Annotated in this window: 9 protein-coding genes; 4 read left to right on the top strand and 5 right to left on the bottom strand. The window is 74.0% G+C overall.

Annotated features, from left to right (window positions below; all coding sequences use genetic code 11):
- Positions 1-5: 5 nt before the first annotated feature.
- Both gatB and ABZ780_RS11945 read left to right on the top strand, forming a co-directional pair.
- Positions 6-1,505 (top strand): Asp-tRNA(Asn)/Glu-tRNA(Gln) amidotransferase subunit GatB, encoded by a 1,500-nt coding sequence (gene gatB, locus ABZ780_RS11950; RefSeq protein WP_357485788.1) that lies wholly within the window; start codon positions 6-8, stop codon positions 1,503-1,505.
- A 142-nt stretch (positions 1,506-1,647) separates the two neighbouring features.
- On the top strand, positions 1,648-4,005 hold the full coding sequence (locus ABZ780_RS11945; protein ID WP_357485786.1) for a pyruvate dehydrogenase: 2,358 nt from the start codon (positions 1,648-1,650) through the stop codon (positions 4,003-4,005).
- Between the two features lie 25 nt (positions 4,006-4,030).
- Here ABZ780_RS11945 and ABZ780_RS11940 read toward each other — a convergent pair whose 3' ends face one another.
- The 3 genes from ABZ780_RS11940 to ABZ780_RS11930 form a co-directional block, all read right to left on the bottom strand.
- On the bottom strand, positions 4,031-5,605 hold the full coding sequence (locus ABZ780_RS11940) for a metallophosphoesterase (protein ID WP_357011350.1): 1,575 nt from the start codon (positions 5,603-5,605) through the stop codon (positions 4,031-4,033).
- 61 nt (positions 5,606-5,666) lie between these two features.
- Entirely contained in the window at positions 5,667-6,839 is a 1,173-nt protein-coding gene (locus tag ABZ780_RS11935) for a PQQ-dependent sugar dehydrogenase (protein ID WP_357011352.1), read from the bottom strand.
- An 80-nt stretch (positions 6,840-6,919) separates the two neighbouring features.
- On the bottom strand, positions 6,920-8,737 hold the full coding sequence (locus tag ABZ780_RS11930) for a SpoIIE family protein phosphatase (protein ID WP_357485785.1): 1,818 nt from the start codon (positions 8,735-8,737) through the stop codon (positions 6,920-6,922).
- A gap of 185 nt (positions 8,738-8,922) precedes the next feature.
- Here ABZ780_RS11930 and ABZ780_RS11925 point away from each other — a divergent pair, with 185 nt between their 5' ends.
- The gene (locus ABZ780_RS11925; RefSeq protein ID WP_357011356.1) at positions 8,923-9,849 is read left to right on the top strand and encodes a 2-hydroxyacid dehydrogenase; all 927 of its coding nucleotides are present in this window, start codon (positions 8,923-8,925) and stop codon (positions 9,847-9,849) included.
- A 12-nt stretch (positions 9,850-9,861) separates the two neighbouring features.
- On the opposite strand, the gene ABZ780_RS11920 is transcribed toward ABZ780_RS11925, so the two are convergent.
- Positions 9,862-10,254 carry a PH domain-containing protein gene (locus ABZ780_RS11920; protein WP_357485783.1) on the bottom strand — a complete coding sequence of 131 codons (393 nt, stop codon included), beginning with the start codon at positions 10,252-10,254 and terminating at the stop codon, positions 9,862-9,864.
- A 217-nt stretch (positions 10,255-10,471) separates the two neighbouring features.
- Between ABZ780_RS11920 and ABZ780_RS11915 the strand changes: the two genes are divergently transcribed.
- Positions 10,472-12,955 (top strand): GGDEF domain-containing phosphodiesterase, encoded by a 2,484-nt coding sequence (locus tag ABZ780_RS11915; RefSeq protein WP_357485781.1) that lies wholly within the window; start codon positions 10,472-10,474, stop codon positions 12,953-12,955.
- 19 nt (positions 12,956-12,974) lie between these two features.
- Here the strand turns inward: ABZ780_RS11915 and ABZ780_RS11910 are convergent, their stop codons facing one another.
- Positions 12,975-13,994, bottom strand: a complete 1,020-nt coding sequence (locus ABZ780_RS11910) for a LacI family DNA-binding transcriptional regulator (protein ID WP_357011362.1) — start codon at positions 13,992-13,994, stop codon at positions 12,975-12,977.
- Positions 13,995-14,229 lie beyond the last annotated feature (235 nt).

Below are 14,229 nucleotides of genomic sequence, written 5' to 3'. Positions count from 1 at the left end.
CCCAGATGACGACGACGCTGCCCGCGTACGACGAGGTCGTTGCGCGCTTCGAACCGGTGATCGGCCTGGAGACCCACGTCGAGTTGGGCACGAACACCAAGATGTGGTGCGGCTGCCCGACCGACTTCGGTGGCGAGCCGAACACCCGGGTCTGCCCGGTCTGCCTGGGGCTGCCCGGCTCGCTGCCGGTGGCCAACAAGGCGGCCATCGAGGCGATCATCCGGATCGGCCTTGCGTTGAACTGCTCGATCGCCGAATGGTGCCGGTTCGCCCGGAAGAACTACTTCTACCCGGACATGCCGAAGAACTTCCAGATCAGCCAGTACGACGAGCCGATCTGCGTCGACGGTTACCTGGACGTCGAGGTGGGCGGCGAGACGGTACGCATCGAGATCGAGCGGGTGCACCTCGAGGAGGACACCGGCAAGACCCTGCACGTCGGTGGCGCGACCGGCCGCATCCACGGCGCGACGGAGTCGCTTGTCGACTACAACCGGGCCGGCATTCCGCTCGTCGAGATCGTCACGAAGCCGATCACCGGCACCGGCGCGCTCGCCCCCGACGTGGCGAAGGCGTACGTCGCCGAGCTGCGGGACGTGATCCGCACCCTCGGTGTCTCCGACGTGCGGATGGAGGAGGGTTCGCTGCGCTGCGACGTCAACACGTCGCTCAACCTGCCGGGTCAGGAGTGGGGCACCCGCACCGAGACCAAGAACGTCAACTCGCTGCGCTCGGTCGAGCGGGCGGTGCGCTCGGAGATGCTGCGCCAGGCGTCGGTGCTGGAGGCGGGCGGCCGGATCACCCAGGAGACCCGGCACTTCCACGAGGACACCGGCGACACCACCTCGGGTCGCTCGAAGGAGACGGCCACCGACTACCGGTACTTCCCGGAGCCGGACCTGGTGCCGATCGCCCCGGACCCGGCATGGGTCGCCGAGCTGAAGGCCGCCCTGCCGGAGCTGCCCCGGGTGCACCGGCGTCGGTTGCAGGAGCAGTGGGGGCTCTCCGACCTGGACATGCAGTCGGTGTTGAACGCCGGTGCGGTCGAGCTGATCGAGGCGACCGTGGCCGCCGGCACCACGCCGGCCGCGGCCCGCAAGTGGTGGCTGGGCGAGCTGTCCCGCCGGGCCAACGAGAGCGGCGTGGAGCTGGCCGACATCGGTGCCACCCCGAGGCAGGTCGCCGAGTTGCAGGGTCTGGTCGACGCCGGCAAGCTCAACGACAAGATGGCCCGGACGGTCCTGGAGGGCGTGGTCGACGGCGAGGGCTCGCCCACCGAGATCATGACCAACCGAGGGCTTGAGGTCGTCTCGGACACCGGCGCCCTCACCGCCGCCGTGGACGAGGCCATCGCGGCCAACCCCGGCATCGCCGACAAGATCCGTAGCGGCAAGGTCGCCGCGGCCGGCGCCCTGGTCGGCGCGGTCATGAAGACCACCCGTGGTCAGGCCGACGCGAAGACCGTCCGTGAGCTGATCCTGGAGCGCCTCGGCGTTCAGGGCTGATCGGTCGGTAAGGGCCCCTTCTGATGCGTCAGGCATCGCGAAGGGGCCCTTACTGACGTCTCGACGCGCGCCGGGCACCCCGGGCGGCGTGAACGCACACCCCTCGCGAGGGCGTCAACGGCGACGCCCGGATGGAGCCACCGTGAACCAACACGACCTCGATGTCCTCGACGAGATCCAGCGGCGGGTGCTCTGGCTCGCCACCCGGATCGTGGACGCCGCCAACCACGACCGGGCCACCGGCGACGGGGTGAAGGTCGGCGGCCACCAGGCCTCCAGCGCGTCCCTCGTCACGGCGATGACCGCGCTGTGGTTCCAGCACCTGGACGCCGAGGACCGGGTCGCGGTCAAGCCGCACGCCTCCCCGGTGTTCCACGCCATCCAGTACCTGCTGGGCAACCTGGACCGCTCGTACCTGCCCCGGCTGCGGGCCCGGGGTGGCCTCCAGTCGTACCCGTCGCGCACCAAGGACCCGGACGAGGTGGACTTCTCCACCGGCTCGGTCGGGCTCGGCGCGGCGGCGCCGCTCTTCGCCGCCGCCACCCGGCGCTACGTCGACGCGCACTTCGGCGCCCGCCCGCACTCCCGGTTCGTGGCGCTGATCGGCGACGCCGAGCTGGACGAGGGCAACATCTGGGAGGCGGTCGCCGACCCGGCCACCACCGGGCTGGGCAACGTCATGTGGCTTGTCGACTTCAACCGGCAGTCGCTGGACCGCGTGGTGCCGGGCATCCGGATCAACCAGTGGCGGGGGCAGTTCGAGGCGGCCGGCTGGCACGTCGTGGAGGTCAAGTACGGCCGTCGGCTCGCCGAGGCGTACGCCCGGCCGGGTGGCGAGGCGCTGCGCGACTGGATCGACGCGATGCCCAACGAGCAGTACCAGTCGCTGTTCGGGCTGACCGGCCCGGCGCTGCGCACGCAGTTCCTGGACGGCGCACCGGCCGAGGTGGGTGCCTTCGTGGAGGGCATCGACGACGAGGAGCTGCGCCCGCTCGTCACCGACCTGGGCGGGCACGACCTGGCGGCGATGCTCGACGCCTACGCAGAGTGCGACGCGGTCACCGACCGGCCCAGCGTCGTCTTCGCGTACACCGTCAAGGGTTGGGGGTTGCCCATCGCCGGCAATCCGCGCAACCACTCGGCGCTGCTCAGCACCGAGCAGGTGGACACGCTGCGGGCCGCGCAGGGTCTGACCGCGGAGACCGAGTGGGACCGTCTCGACCCGGCGTCACCGGCCGGCATCCGGGCCGGCGCCCGCCGGGAGTCGCTGTCCCGCGCGCCGCGCGAGCGCGCGTTGGGGGTCACCGTTCCGGAGAGCACGGGAGTACGCGCCAACAAGCCGATCTCCACGCAGGAGGTCTTCGGTCGGGTGCTGGTGGACCTGGCGCGGGACCGGGAGGTGGGCCGCTACCTGGTGACCACCGCGCCGGACGTGGCCACCTCCACCAACCTCGCCGGCTTCATCAACAAGACCGGGGTGTTCGCCCCCACCGAGCAGCGTTCCTGGACCGAGGACCGGATGCTGCGCTGGACCGAGAGCCCTGCTGGGCAGCACATCGAGCTGGGCATCTCGGAGATGAACCTGTTCCTGCTGCTCGGGCAGCTCGGCCTCTCCTGGGACCTGTCCGGGCAGCCGCTGCTGCCGGTGGGCACGGTCTACGACCCGTTCGTGCTGCGCGGCCTGGACGCGTTCCTGTACGGCACGTACTCCGGTTCCCGGTTCGTGGTGGCCGGCACCCCGTCGGGCATCACCCTGGCCCCGGAGGGCGGCGCACACCAGTCCACGATCACCGCCTCGGTCGGCCTGGAGCTGCCCGGGGTGACGTTCCTCGAACCGGCGTACGCGGGCAGCCTCGACTGGCTGCTCTGCGACGCGCTCGGGCAGATCGCCGGCGGGTCTTCGCCGGCCGCGACCGCCGCGCCGACCGAGGACGGGGCGTACTACTTCCGGTTGAGCACCCGACCGCTGGACCAGGCGCCGTTCGAGACGGCCCGCGCCCGGCTCGGCGACGCGGTGCTGCGCCGGCAGGTGGTCGCCGGGGCGTACCGGCTGGTCGACGCGCACCAGACGTACCCGCACCTGGCCGACGCCCCGGTGGTGCAACTGGCCGCCTCCGGCGCGGTGCTGCCCGAGGTGCTGGCCGCCGCGGCGGAGCTGGCCGAGGAGGGTGTCGCCGCGCACGTGGTGGACGTGACCTCGCTGGACCGGCTCTACCGGGCGTGGCAGCGCACCCTGCGCCAGGGCGTCCGCACCGCCACCGTGCCCAGCGTCCCGGGTGCCCTGCGGTCCGCGTTCGTCGACCGGGTGCCGGTGGTGACCGTGCACGACGCCGCGTCGCACGCGATGGCCTGGCTCGGGTCGGCGCTCGGCGCTCCGGCGGTGCCGCTCGGCGTGGACGAGTTCGGCCAGTCCGGCAGTGTGGCCGACCTGTACGAGTTGCACGACCTGCTGCCCGGCAGCATCGTCAACGCCGCCCTGGCCGCCCTCGCCCTCCGCTGACCCGCTGCCCGCCCCCGCCCCGCGCTCAGCGCGTCGGGGTGGGGGTGGGGGTTGCGGACGGCCCGGCGGACGGGGTCTCCACCAGGTGGCGTTCCAGGTTGACCTGGGCCTGCCCGGTGCCGCCGACGGTGATGTCGTCGTACGCCTGGAGCATCTTCTGCTGGTCGAAGTAGAGCACGCTCATCGACAGCGGGGTCGGCTTCTCGCCCTCCAGGCCGCGCAGCCCGGCCCCGCCGGTGGAGCCCTCCACCATCAGCGTGGTGGGCTGCTGACCGGGCGCCTCGGGCAGCTTGGAAACCTGTCGGGCGTGGGTGTGCCCGGCCAGCACCAGCGGGCAGGTGCCGGCCAGCGGCCCGGCCGACGCAGGGTCGTGGACCAGCGCGATGTTGACCGGGCGCGGCGAGCTGCGCACCGTGGCGGCGAGCTGCTCACCGGCGCCGATCACCTGGTCGGCCACCTGCTGGGTCAGCCCGCTGCCCGCCGGGGAGGTGTTCTTGTCGGGTGTGAAGCGCGGGTCACCGATGCCGGCGATGGTCAGCCCGCCGACCGTGGTGGTCGAGTTGTTCAGCACGATCGCGTTCGGTTGGCGGGCCACCGCCGCTCCCGTACGGCCCGAGTCGTGGTTGCCCCGGATGAACACGTACGGCTTCTTGAGCAGCCCGATCGAGCCGACGAAGGACTCCTCGGGCTCGCTGCCCCAGTCGGTGATGTCGCCGGTGTCGACGACCACGTCGATGCCGAACTGCTCCACCACCGTCCGGATGAGCTGCCAGCCGGTCGGGTTGAGGTGCATGTCGGAGACGTGCAGGACCCGGGTGGTGCCGGGCGCCGGCTCGAACACCGGCAGCGCCGACACGGTGGTGTAGAGCTGGCTGACGTTGCCGACGAGGCGCTGCAACTGCTCGGCGTACTTGGTGTAGTCGTTGGCGATGCGGCGGGCGTCGCCGACGATGGCCGGCGCGTTGACGAGCAGGCCCTCGTAGCGCGGCTCCTCGATCGCCTGCGGGCGCAGGGTCGCCGCGGCCGTTCCGAGGCTGCCGGCGGTGACCAGCAGAGCCAGCCCGCCCGCCCAGGCGGTCCGCCGCACATCCCGGAAGATCAACCCGGCCAGGATCAGGGTGACCAGCACCGCCGTGGCGAGGGTCCGCAGGCCGAGCCGCATCACCCCGCTGCGGACGTCCTCCACCGCGCTCTGGCTGGCCCGGCTGATGCTCGCCGGATCGTCGAGCAGCGCCTCGGTGCGCCCCTGGTCCAGGGCGCCCAGCCGCACGGTGAGGTGGGTGGGCCCGTCATGGCTGTCCAGCAGCAGCGCGCCGAGCGGCGGCACGTCGATGGTCGTCCCGCCCTCGCTGGCAGGGGAGAGGGTGAGGCTGGCCCGGAACGGCCCGATGTCGGTGTCCACCCGGCCGCCGGCCAGCACCCCCAGCACCGCCCCGGCCAGGCCCACGGCGAGCACGGCGAGGATCACGCCGACGCGGCGTACCGGCCCACCCGGCCGGCCGATCCGCCGGCTCTGTGGGCGTGCCGGCTCGCCGCCGGTCACCGGGTCGTCCCGGCCCTCGGCGTCGTCGTCGTGCTGCTCGTCGCGCTGCCCGTCCATGCTGAGATTCTGACCTGCCCGTCGGAGGATCTTGGCAAACCCGCGTGGATGGTGACGCAGGTCAGCTGCGACCGCCGTCGCCGCCGGCGAAGACGACCCGCAGCAGCCGGTCGTCGTCGCCTGCCGGGGTGCCCCGCCCGTCGTGGTTGGAGGTGCTCACCCAGAGCGACCCGTCCGGCGCGGCGGCCACCGCGCGCAGTCGACCGTACCGGTTGGTGAGCAGCTCGCTGGGCTGACCGAGCAGGGTGCCGGTGTCGGTCAGCTCCATCACCCAGAGTCGCTTACCGCGCAGACAGCCGGTGACCAGCAGCCGATCCGTGGCGGCCAGCCCCGAGCAGGACGCGTCGGAGGTCGCCCACTGGGTGAGCGGGTCGGTGTACCGCTTGTCGCCGGCCCGCCCCTCGACCTGCGGCCAGCCGTAGTTGCCGCCCTTGGTGATCTGGTTGATCTCGTCCCAGGTGTTCTGGCCGAACTCGACGGCGTACATCCGCTTGGCGTCGTCCCAGGCGAAGCCCTGCACGTTGCGGTGCCCCAGCGACCAGACCGGGGAGCCGGGGTACGGGTTGCCCGCCGAGGGCTTGCCGTCGGCGGTGACCCGCAGGATCTTGCCGCCGAGGCTCTTCACGTCCTGTGCGGCGGGGCGTTCCCCGGCGTCACCCGTGCTGACGTAGAGCTGGCCGTCCGGGCCGAAGCCCAGGCCGCCGCCGTTGTGCACGTTGGCCTTGGGGATGCCGGTGAGGATCGGGGTGGGCTGGCCACCGACCTGTAGGCGGGCGACCCGGTTGTCCTGCTCGGTCGTGTAGTAGACGAAGACCGACCGGTCCCGGGCGTAGTCGGGGGAGACGGCGATGCCGAGCAGGCCACCCTCGCCCGCCGCCGCCACGTCGGTGATCGTCTGCACGACACGGACCCGTAGCCCGTCCGGCCCGGACTCCGGGCCGACCTGGAGGATCCGGCCGCTGTCCCGTTCGGTGACCAGCGCGCCGCCGTCGGGCAGGAAGGCGATGGCCCACGGCACCCGCAGCCCCTTGGCGAGCACGGTCGCCACTGCCTGTTGGCCGGCGCCGCCGGGGCTGGCCGAGGTCGACGGGGTCGGCAGGTTGGGCGGCTCGCCAGCCGGGTCGGGCTCCGGCTCGCCGAAGCTGCAACCCGTGACGAACAGCAGCGCCGCGCAGGACGCCGCGAGGACCGCCCGGAGGCGGCGAGTGCGAGGGTACGGGGGACGGGCTCTCACCCGGCCCAGGGTAGCCCGCCGAACGACCCAGCCGGGCCCGCCAGGGCGGACAGCGCCGAGCGGCCGAGCCGATGGGCCGCTCAACGGGCCCGTACGGCCAGCAGTGCCGTGTCGTCCTCACGGTGCTGGATCGAGGCGAGCAGCAGGTCGCACAGGTCGTCGAGGGGCATCGTGTCGGTGCCGGTCAACCGGCCCACCAGCTCGGCGAGCCCGTCGTCGATGGACCGGTCCCGGCGCTCGATCAGCCCGTCGGTGTAGAGCAGCAGCGTGTCGCCGGTGGCCAGGCTGGTCGACTGGCTGGTCCGTGGCGACGGCCGGGCCAGGCCGAGCAACGGCTCCGGCGTCGCTTCGAGGACCTCGACGGCACCGCCGACGCGGACCACCAGGGCCGGCGGGTGCCCGGCGTTGCACCAGGTCACCTCCCGCACGCCGGAGCATCGGCGGCAGACCCGGACCAGCGTCGCGGTGGCCGCGATCGGCAGCCGCAGGCCGCGGATCGCGCCGTCCAGATGGGTCATCAGCGCCGCAACCGCGTCCGGCCGACCGAAGGCGTTGCCGCGCACCAGGTTGCGCAGCTGGCCCATGGTCGCCGCCGCTTCGATGTCGTGCCCGGCCACGTCCCCGATCGCCGCGATCAGGTCGCCGTCGGGCTGGACGAAGGCGTCGTACCAGTCGCCGCCGACCTCCACCCGGTCGGCCGCCGGCTGGTAGCGGGCCGTCAGCTCCAGCTCCGGCACGACGGGCAGCCGCGGCAACATGCTGTGTTGCAGGACCTCGGCGACGTGCCGCTGCTCGCCGTACATCGAGCTGTTGCCGATGGCCTGCCCGGCCCGGCGGCCGATGTCCACCGCGGTGAGCACGTCGCGGTCGTCGAACTGCTGACGCCCGGCAGCGTTGACCAGGGTGATCGCGCCCAGCACGGTGCCACTGGCGGCCCGCACCGGCACGCTGAGGTAGGAGGCGATGCCGAGGCGCTCGGCGATCGCCACCATCTCCGGGTCGGTGGTGCCCCGCGCGACGTCGGTCAGCGATGCCACGGCGCCGAGGCGGGGTTGGCCGGTGCGCAGGACCGCGCGGATGGTCGACTCCTGGCTCAGCCCGGTGCCCAGCAGCGCGGCGAAGTCGTCGACGTCCGCCGTCCGGGCCGGGTCGCGGTGCACCGCGACCACCTCGCGGGGCAGACCCGACGGCCCGACCAGGGTGAGCAGGCACCAGTCGGCGAGCAGCGGCACCATGGTGGCGGCGAGACGGCGCAGCGCGGTGCCCACGTCGAGGGTGCCGGCGAGCGTCTCGCTCACCCCGGCCAGCAGCTCCAGCCGCTCGTGCGCCTGCACGACCCGCCGGCGCGCCTCCTGGGCCCCGTCCAGCGCGATCCGTAGCCGCAGCTCCGACGAGCAGGCGGCGGCCAGGTCGGCCAGCGTCCGCAGCTGCCCGGCTGTCCAGGCCCGCGGCTTGTTGTCGATGGCGCAGAGCGCGCCGAGCACCCGGCCGGAGAGGTCGGTCAACGGCATCCCGGCGTACGCGACCACGCCGAGGTCCTCGACGGCCAGGTTGTCCCGTACGCGGGGGTAGAGCCGGGCGTCCGGCAGCACCATCGGCACCTCGATGTCCACCACGTGCTGGCAGAACGAGTGGGTCAGCGGGGTCTGCCGCTGCTCGGACCACGGCTCGGGCAACCCCACCGCGCCCGGGAAGAACTGCCGGTCGGCGGAGACCAGGGAGACCAGCGCGACCGGGACCTCCAGCAGATCACTGACCAGCCGGGCGAACCGGTCGAACGCCTCGTCCGGGGCGGCGTCCAGACCGGTGTCGGCGAGTGCGCGCAGCCGCGCCGCGTCGGCGAGCCCCGGGGGCGGGGGAGTCGCGCGTCGCGGGCTGGCGGGGGAGCCGTCGGTCATCGAACACCTGTCTGCGGGGGTGGAGGCCGACCGGCCCTCCGGCCTTGGTTATACCTCGTTCGGGCCTGGACCGAACCTCGGTGTGCCGAGTCTCGCCCGCACCGCCTCCGCGCGCCATCCCCCGGGACGCCGGTTCGCCGCCGTGCTCGCCCCGGCCGCCGAGCCGGGGACTATCGTCGGCGGACGTGAAGGTATGGATTCCGCATCAGGCTGGTCTGAATCTCGTCGGCGAGCTGCCCGAGACCGTGACGGTGGAGGTCGCCGAGCATCCCGAGCGGCTGCCCTCCGACGTGGCCGACGTCCGCTTCTGGGTGCCGCCGTTCCTGAGCGGGTCGGACGCGACCGCGCTGCTGCGTGAGCTGCCCGACCTGGCCGTGGTGCAGCTGCTCTCGGCGGGGGCGGACGCCTGGGCCGGCCGGATGCCGGAGGGGGTCACCCTCTGCGACGCCCGGGGCGTGCACGACCCCTCCACCGCCGAGTGGGTCGTCACCGCGATCCTCACCCAGCTGCGGGCGTTCCCCGCCTTCGTCCGGGCGCAGGCCGACCGGCGGTGGGCGTTCGACGGGAACACCCCGACCGACGAGCTGACCGGCAAGCGGGTGCTCATCGTCGGCGCCGGTTCGATCGGTACGGCGGTGCGGGACCGGCTCGCCCCGTTCGAGGTGAGCTTCACCCTGGTCGCCCGGACCGCCCGGCCCGAGCAGGAGGTGCACGCCGTGGCGGAGCTGCCCCGGCTGCTGCCCGAGGCCGACGTGGTGGTCGTGCTGGTGCCGCTCACCGACCAGACCCGTGGTCTGATCGACAAGGAGTTCCTGGCCGCGATGCCGGACGGGTCGCTGCTGGTCAACGGGTCCCGGGGTCCGGTGGCCCGCACCGAGGCGCTCGTCGCGGAGCTGGGCACCGGCCGCATCTCGGCCGCGCTGGACGTCACCGACCCGGAGCCGCTACCCGCCGACTCCCCGCTCTGGACGATGCCGAACGTCCTGCTCACGCCCCACGTGGCCGGCTCGGTGCGCGGGCTGCTGCCGCGCGCGTACCGGCTCGTCGGTGAGCAGGTGCGTCGGTTCGCCGCCGGTCAGCCGCTGATCAACACGGTGGTCGACGGCTACTGACGGTCGGCGTCGCTACTGGCCGGGGGTCTCGTCCGCCTCGGCCGGCAGCGTCTGACCGGTGGCCGCGACAAGCCGGGGCAGGTCCCTGCCGCGTACCGCCGGCAGGACGACCTGCTGGCCGTCGTCGAGCCGGGCGACCGCCCGCCCGCGTGGATCGGTGGCCAGCTCGACGACCTGGTCCCAGTCGATCCGGCGCTGCCCCGCCAGGGCACGCAGGCGCAGCTCCCGGGGGTTGGCGTCGGTGCCGGCCCGCCAGGCCCACACCCCGACGGCGAGCGGGACGAGCAGCACCGGCAGCAGGTACGCCTGGGCGTTGGCCAGCGGCAGGGCACCGACGAAGGCGATGATCGCGGCGGCCAGGATGGCTTGGTTGTACCGGAAGCGGACCGTGTCGGGCGTACTCACCCTGCGATGATCCCACCCCAGGCCGATCCGGCTCGCGGCGGGCGGTGCCGCGCCGGCCCGGCACCCCGTACAGTGACACGGGTCACTGGCTCGCGCCGGTGGCCGACGCGTAACCAATCTGGTCGCCGATCGTTCTCGACTGTTGGGCAGCGGACCCGCAACGTCCGCCGTCCCGCACCGCCGCACCGCCCCGTGCCCCCTCACGAAGGCGACCGCCGTGCCCCTCGCGTACCCGTTCCGTGTCCTCGTCCCCCGCCGGGCGGCACCGGAGGCCGCCGTGCTCACGGCTGTCGCGCTGCTCGTCCTCGCCGGCACCGTCGACCTGGTGCCGACCTCGGTGGTGATCGCGCTGGCCGGCGGCGCGGGTGCCACGCTCGCCGGGGTGCGACTGTCCCGTCTGGCCAGCCGCCGCCCGGTCGACGCGTCCCGCGCTGGCCCGTCGCCCACCGAGCCGTCCCCGCTGGCGCTGGGCGTGCTGCTCGACGCGGCGGTGGTGGCGTCCGGCCTCACCGCCGCCACGCTGCCGCTGATCGACACCGGGCACCGCGTCGCCGCGCTGGTCGGGTCACTGATCGTGGCTGTCCTGTCGGTGGCCGGGCTGCTCCGGTTGCCGGGCGGGACACCACCGTGGTCCCCCGTCCGGCTGCGGGGGCTCGTGGCGGCGGCCGGTCCGGCGGTGGGGTTGGCCCTCGCCGGCTGGCTGCTGTTTCCCAGCGACACCCTGTCGGGGCCGGCCCGGCTGGTCGCCGCTCTGGCGCTCGGTGGGCTGGGCATGGCCGCGCTCAGCGTGTTTACCGGCCCGGGCCGGCGCTCGGGTGCCGCCATCTGTCGAGGTGGCGTCCTGCTCACCCTGCTCGGGCTGGCGCTGCTGACCACCCTGCCGCCCGCGCCCGCAGGTCGGGCGGCGCTGCTGGCGGTGCCGCCGCTGGTGCTCGGGATGCTGCTGACCGCGCTCGGCGCGGACGCCGCGGTGGCGACGGGCGGCGCGGCGCCGACGGCCGGGCCCGCCGCGCCGACCTGGCCCCGGGTGGTGCTTCCGGCGGCGGTGTTGCTGCTGGCGGCGGGCCTGCACGCGGCTGCCGGCCGGACACCGGATCGGACGAGCGTGCTGCTGGCCCTGGCGGCCGTGCCGCCGCTCGTGCTGCGAGAGCTGCTGCGGGGCGGCGACGCGGCCACCGGCGAACGGCGTGCCGCGCACCGCCGCCGTACGCGCCGCGCCGTCCGGCACCGCCGCGCTGTGCGACCCTTCTGGCCGGGAGCACCGGACGAGCCGTCCGAGCGCGTCCCGGCCACCTCTACCGGCAGCGGCGGGGCCTGGCTGTCCGACAACGACGCCGGCACGTCGACCGGTGGCGGCGGGGCCTGGCTGTCCGACGGCGGCGCCGGCACCTCGACCGGCGGCACGGCCTGGCCCGACGATGGCGTCGCCTGGTCGCCGCTCGGCTCCGGGTCCGTTGCGGGCGTCGGCGGTCCGGGAGACCGGGCGGCTCTGCTGGACGCGCTGGTCGCGATCGGCGACGTGCCGGCGCCGGCCGGCGCGCTGCTGCTGGTGGATTTGCACGGCGCCGACGGGCTCGGTCCGGTGGCCCGGGAGGACGTCCTGGCCGAGGCGGCCCTGCGCGCCCGCGCGGTCGTCGCGCCCGGCGACCTGGTCACCGGCTGCACGGGCACCGGCTTCGCCGTGGTCACCGCTGCCGGTCCGGTGCTGGCGTACGCGCTGGGCACCCGGCTGCTGACCGCGCTCGCCCCGCCCTACCGGTTGGCCGGGTCGGTGCTGCGGGTCCAGACGAGCATCGGGCTGGCCGAGGTGGCTGGTGCGGGGCCGGCGGACGTGCTCCGGCAGGCCGAGCTGGCCCGGCGGCGTGCGGTGCAGCTGGGCCGGGACCGGGTCGAGTGGTATGACGCGTTCCTGGAGGAGCAGTTGGTGCGCCGGCTCGACCTGGAACGCGAGTTGCCGGGTGCGGTCGCGCGTGGCGAGCTGGATCTGGTCTACCAGCCGGTGCTCGACCTGGCCGACCGGCAGCCGGTGGGCGCCGAAGCGTTGCTGCGCTGGCGAAGCCCGGTGCTCGGCACGGTGCTTCCGGGCGAGCTGCTGCCGGTGGCCGAGGATCTGGACCTGGTGGGGGAGCTGGAGTGGTGGGTGTTGGACCGGGCCTGCCGGCAATTGGCCGACTGGTCGGCGGGCACCCGGGAGCTGTGGATGGCCGTCAACGTCACCACCCGGGAGTTGACCACTCCCGACTTCGTGCAGCGGGTCGCGGCGGTGCTTGCCGCGTACGGGGTGGCGCCGGAGCGGCTGGTGGTGGAGGTGGCGGAGCCGAGGATCGGCGGGGACCTGTCGACAGTGGTGGCCCGGCTGGCCGGGTTGCGGTCCCTGGGCGTCCGCACCGCGTTGGACGACTTCCGGGCGGAGCACGCCTCGCTGGCCCACCTGCGCCGGCTGCCGATCGACCTGCTGAAGATCGGCCCGGAGCTGGTGGGTTCCCGGCCGACCGGGCAGCCGCCGCTGATCGACGTGGTGGTCAGCGTGGGCGAGCGGCTGGGCGTGGAGATCGTCGCCGAGGAGTTGGAGCTACCGGCCCAGGTGGAGGGGGCGCATCGCGCCGGCTGCCACTACGGGCAGGGTTTCGCGTTGGCCCGTCCGGCCACCGCCGAGCGGGTCGAGGCGTACTTCGAGGAGTTCCCCTCGGCGTCCCGTTGAGCCCGAGCGCTGAACCGGTTCACCTCACCCGCGGCGGAGCGGTGCTGCCGCGCGGGGTGAGGTGCGGCGTCTCGTCCTGAACGCGGGTCGCGGGCTGCCCGGCGATGACGGCGAGCAGTTGGCGGGCGGCGTGCGCGCCGTACGCCGGGATGTCGCGGCCGAGGGCCGTCAGGGGCGGGTGCACGAGCCGGCACAGCGGTGAGTCGTCCCAGGCCACGATGGACAGGTCGGCCGGCACGGTGAGCCCCATCTCCTGGGCGACGGAGAGCCCGGCGATCGCCATCACGTCGTTGTCGTAGATGACGGCGGTGGGTCGCTGCCCGGAGCTGAGCAGCCGACGGGTGGCCCGGCCACCCTCCTCGCCGGTGTAGTCGGACCAGACGGTGACCGCGTCGACCAGGCCTAGCCGCTGGCACACCGCCGTGAAGGCGTCGGTGCGGATCTCGGTGTGGCGCAGGTCGGGCAGACCGCCGACCCGGGCGATCCGCCGGTGCCCGAGGGCGACCAGGTATTCCACCGTCTCGGTCAGCGCTGCCGCGTCGTCGGACCAGAGGCTGGCCAGCTCGCCCGTGCCGCCCGGCCCGCCGATCACCACCGCCGGCAGCTGGAGTTGTTCCAGCGCGGGGATGCGTCGGTCGTCGGTGCGCAGGTCGCAGACGAGCACACCGTCGACCCGGCGCTCACCCCACCAGCGCCGATAGACCGCGATCTCGGCGTCGTGGTCGGCCACCACCTGGAGGGTCAGGGCGTACGAGCGGGCGGACAGCTCCGCCTCGACGCCGCTGATCAGCTCCATGAAGAACGGCTCGATGCCCAGGATCCGGGCCGGCCGGCAGAGGGCCAGGCCGACGGCCTCGGCGGTGGCGGCGGAGAGCGCCCGGGCGGCGCTGCTCGGGCTGAACCCGATCTCGGTGGCGATGGCGAGGATGCGCTGCCGGGTGGCCTCGGAGACGCCGGGCTGCCCGTTCAGCGCGTACGACACGGCGCCCTTGGACACCCCGGCGCGTCGGGCGACGTCGGCGATGGTCGGCCGCTTCACCGGCGTGCTCCTCCACTCTCGCCCCGGGGGTCGCCGGGGTTGCTGACCTTGCCATGACCGGGCCAGCCCGTGGGTGGCGTGTCGGCGGCCCCAACGTAGCGCAACCGGTCGCGGCCGGACGTGCACGGTCGGCGAAGCGCTGAACTTGCCCGGTTCAGCACATCGGGAAGTCTCGGAGGTGGGGTGGGCGCTGCTGCGTGAAGCTGCCACGAAAGGGCCCTCACCACGCATTTCC

This window comes from Micromonospora sp. NPDC047467 (assembly GCF_040643095.1).
GTDB lineage: Bacteria > Actinomycetota > Actinomycetes > Mycobacteriales > Micromonosporaceae > Micromonospora.
This window is presented reverse-complemented; position numbering and strand designations above follow the sequence as displayed.

Coding starts and splice junctions, on each gene's coding strand:
- gatB (WP_357485788.1), top strand. CDS start 6: ATGACGACGACGCTGCCCGCGTACGACGAGGTCGTTGCGCGCTTCGAA.
- ABZ780_RS11940 (WP_357011350.1), bottom strand. CDS start 5,605: ATGGACGGGCAGCGCGACGAGCAGCACGACGACGACGCCGAGGGCCGG.
- ABZ780_RS11930 (WP_357485785.1), bottom strand. CDS start 8,737: ATGACCGACGGCTCCCCCGCCAGCCCGCGACGCGCGACTCCCCCGCCC.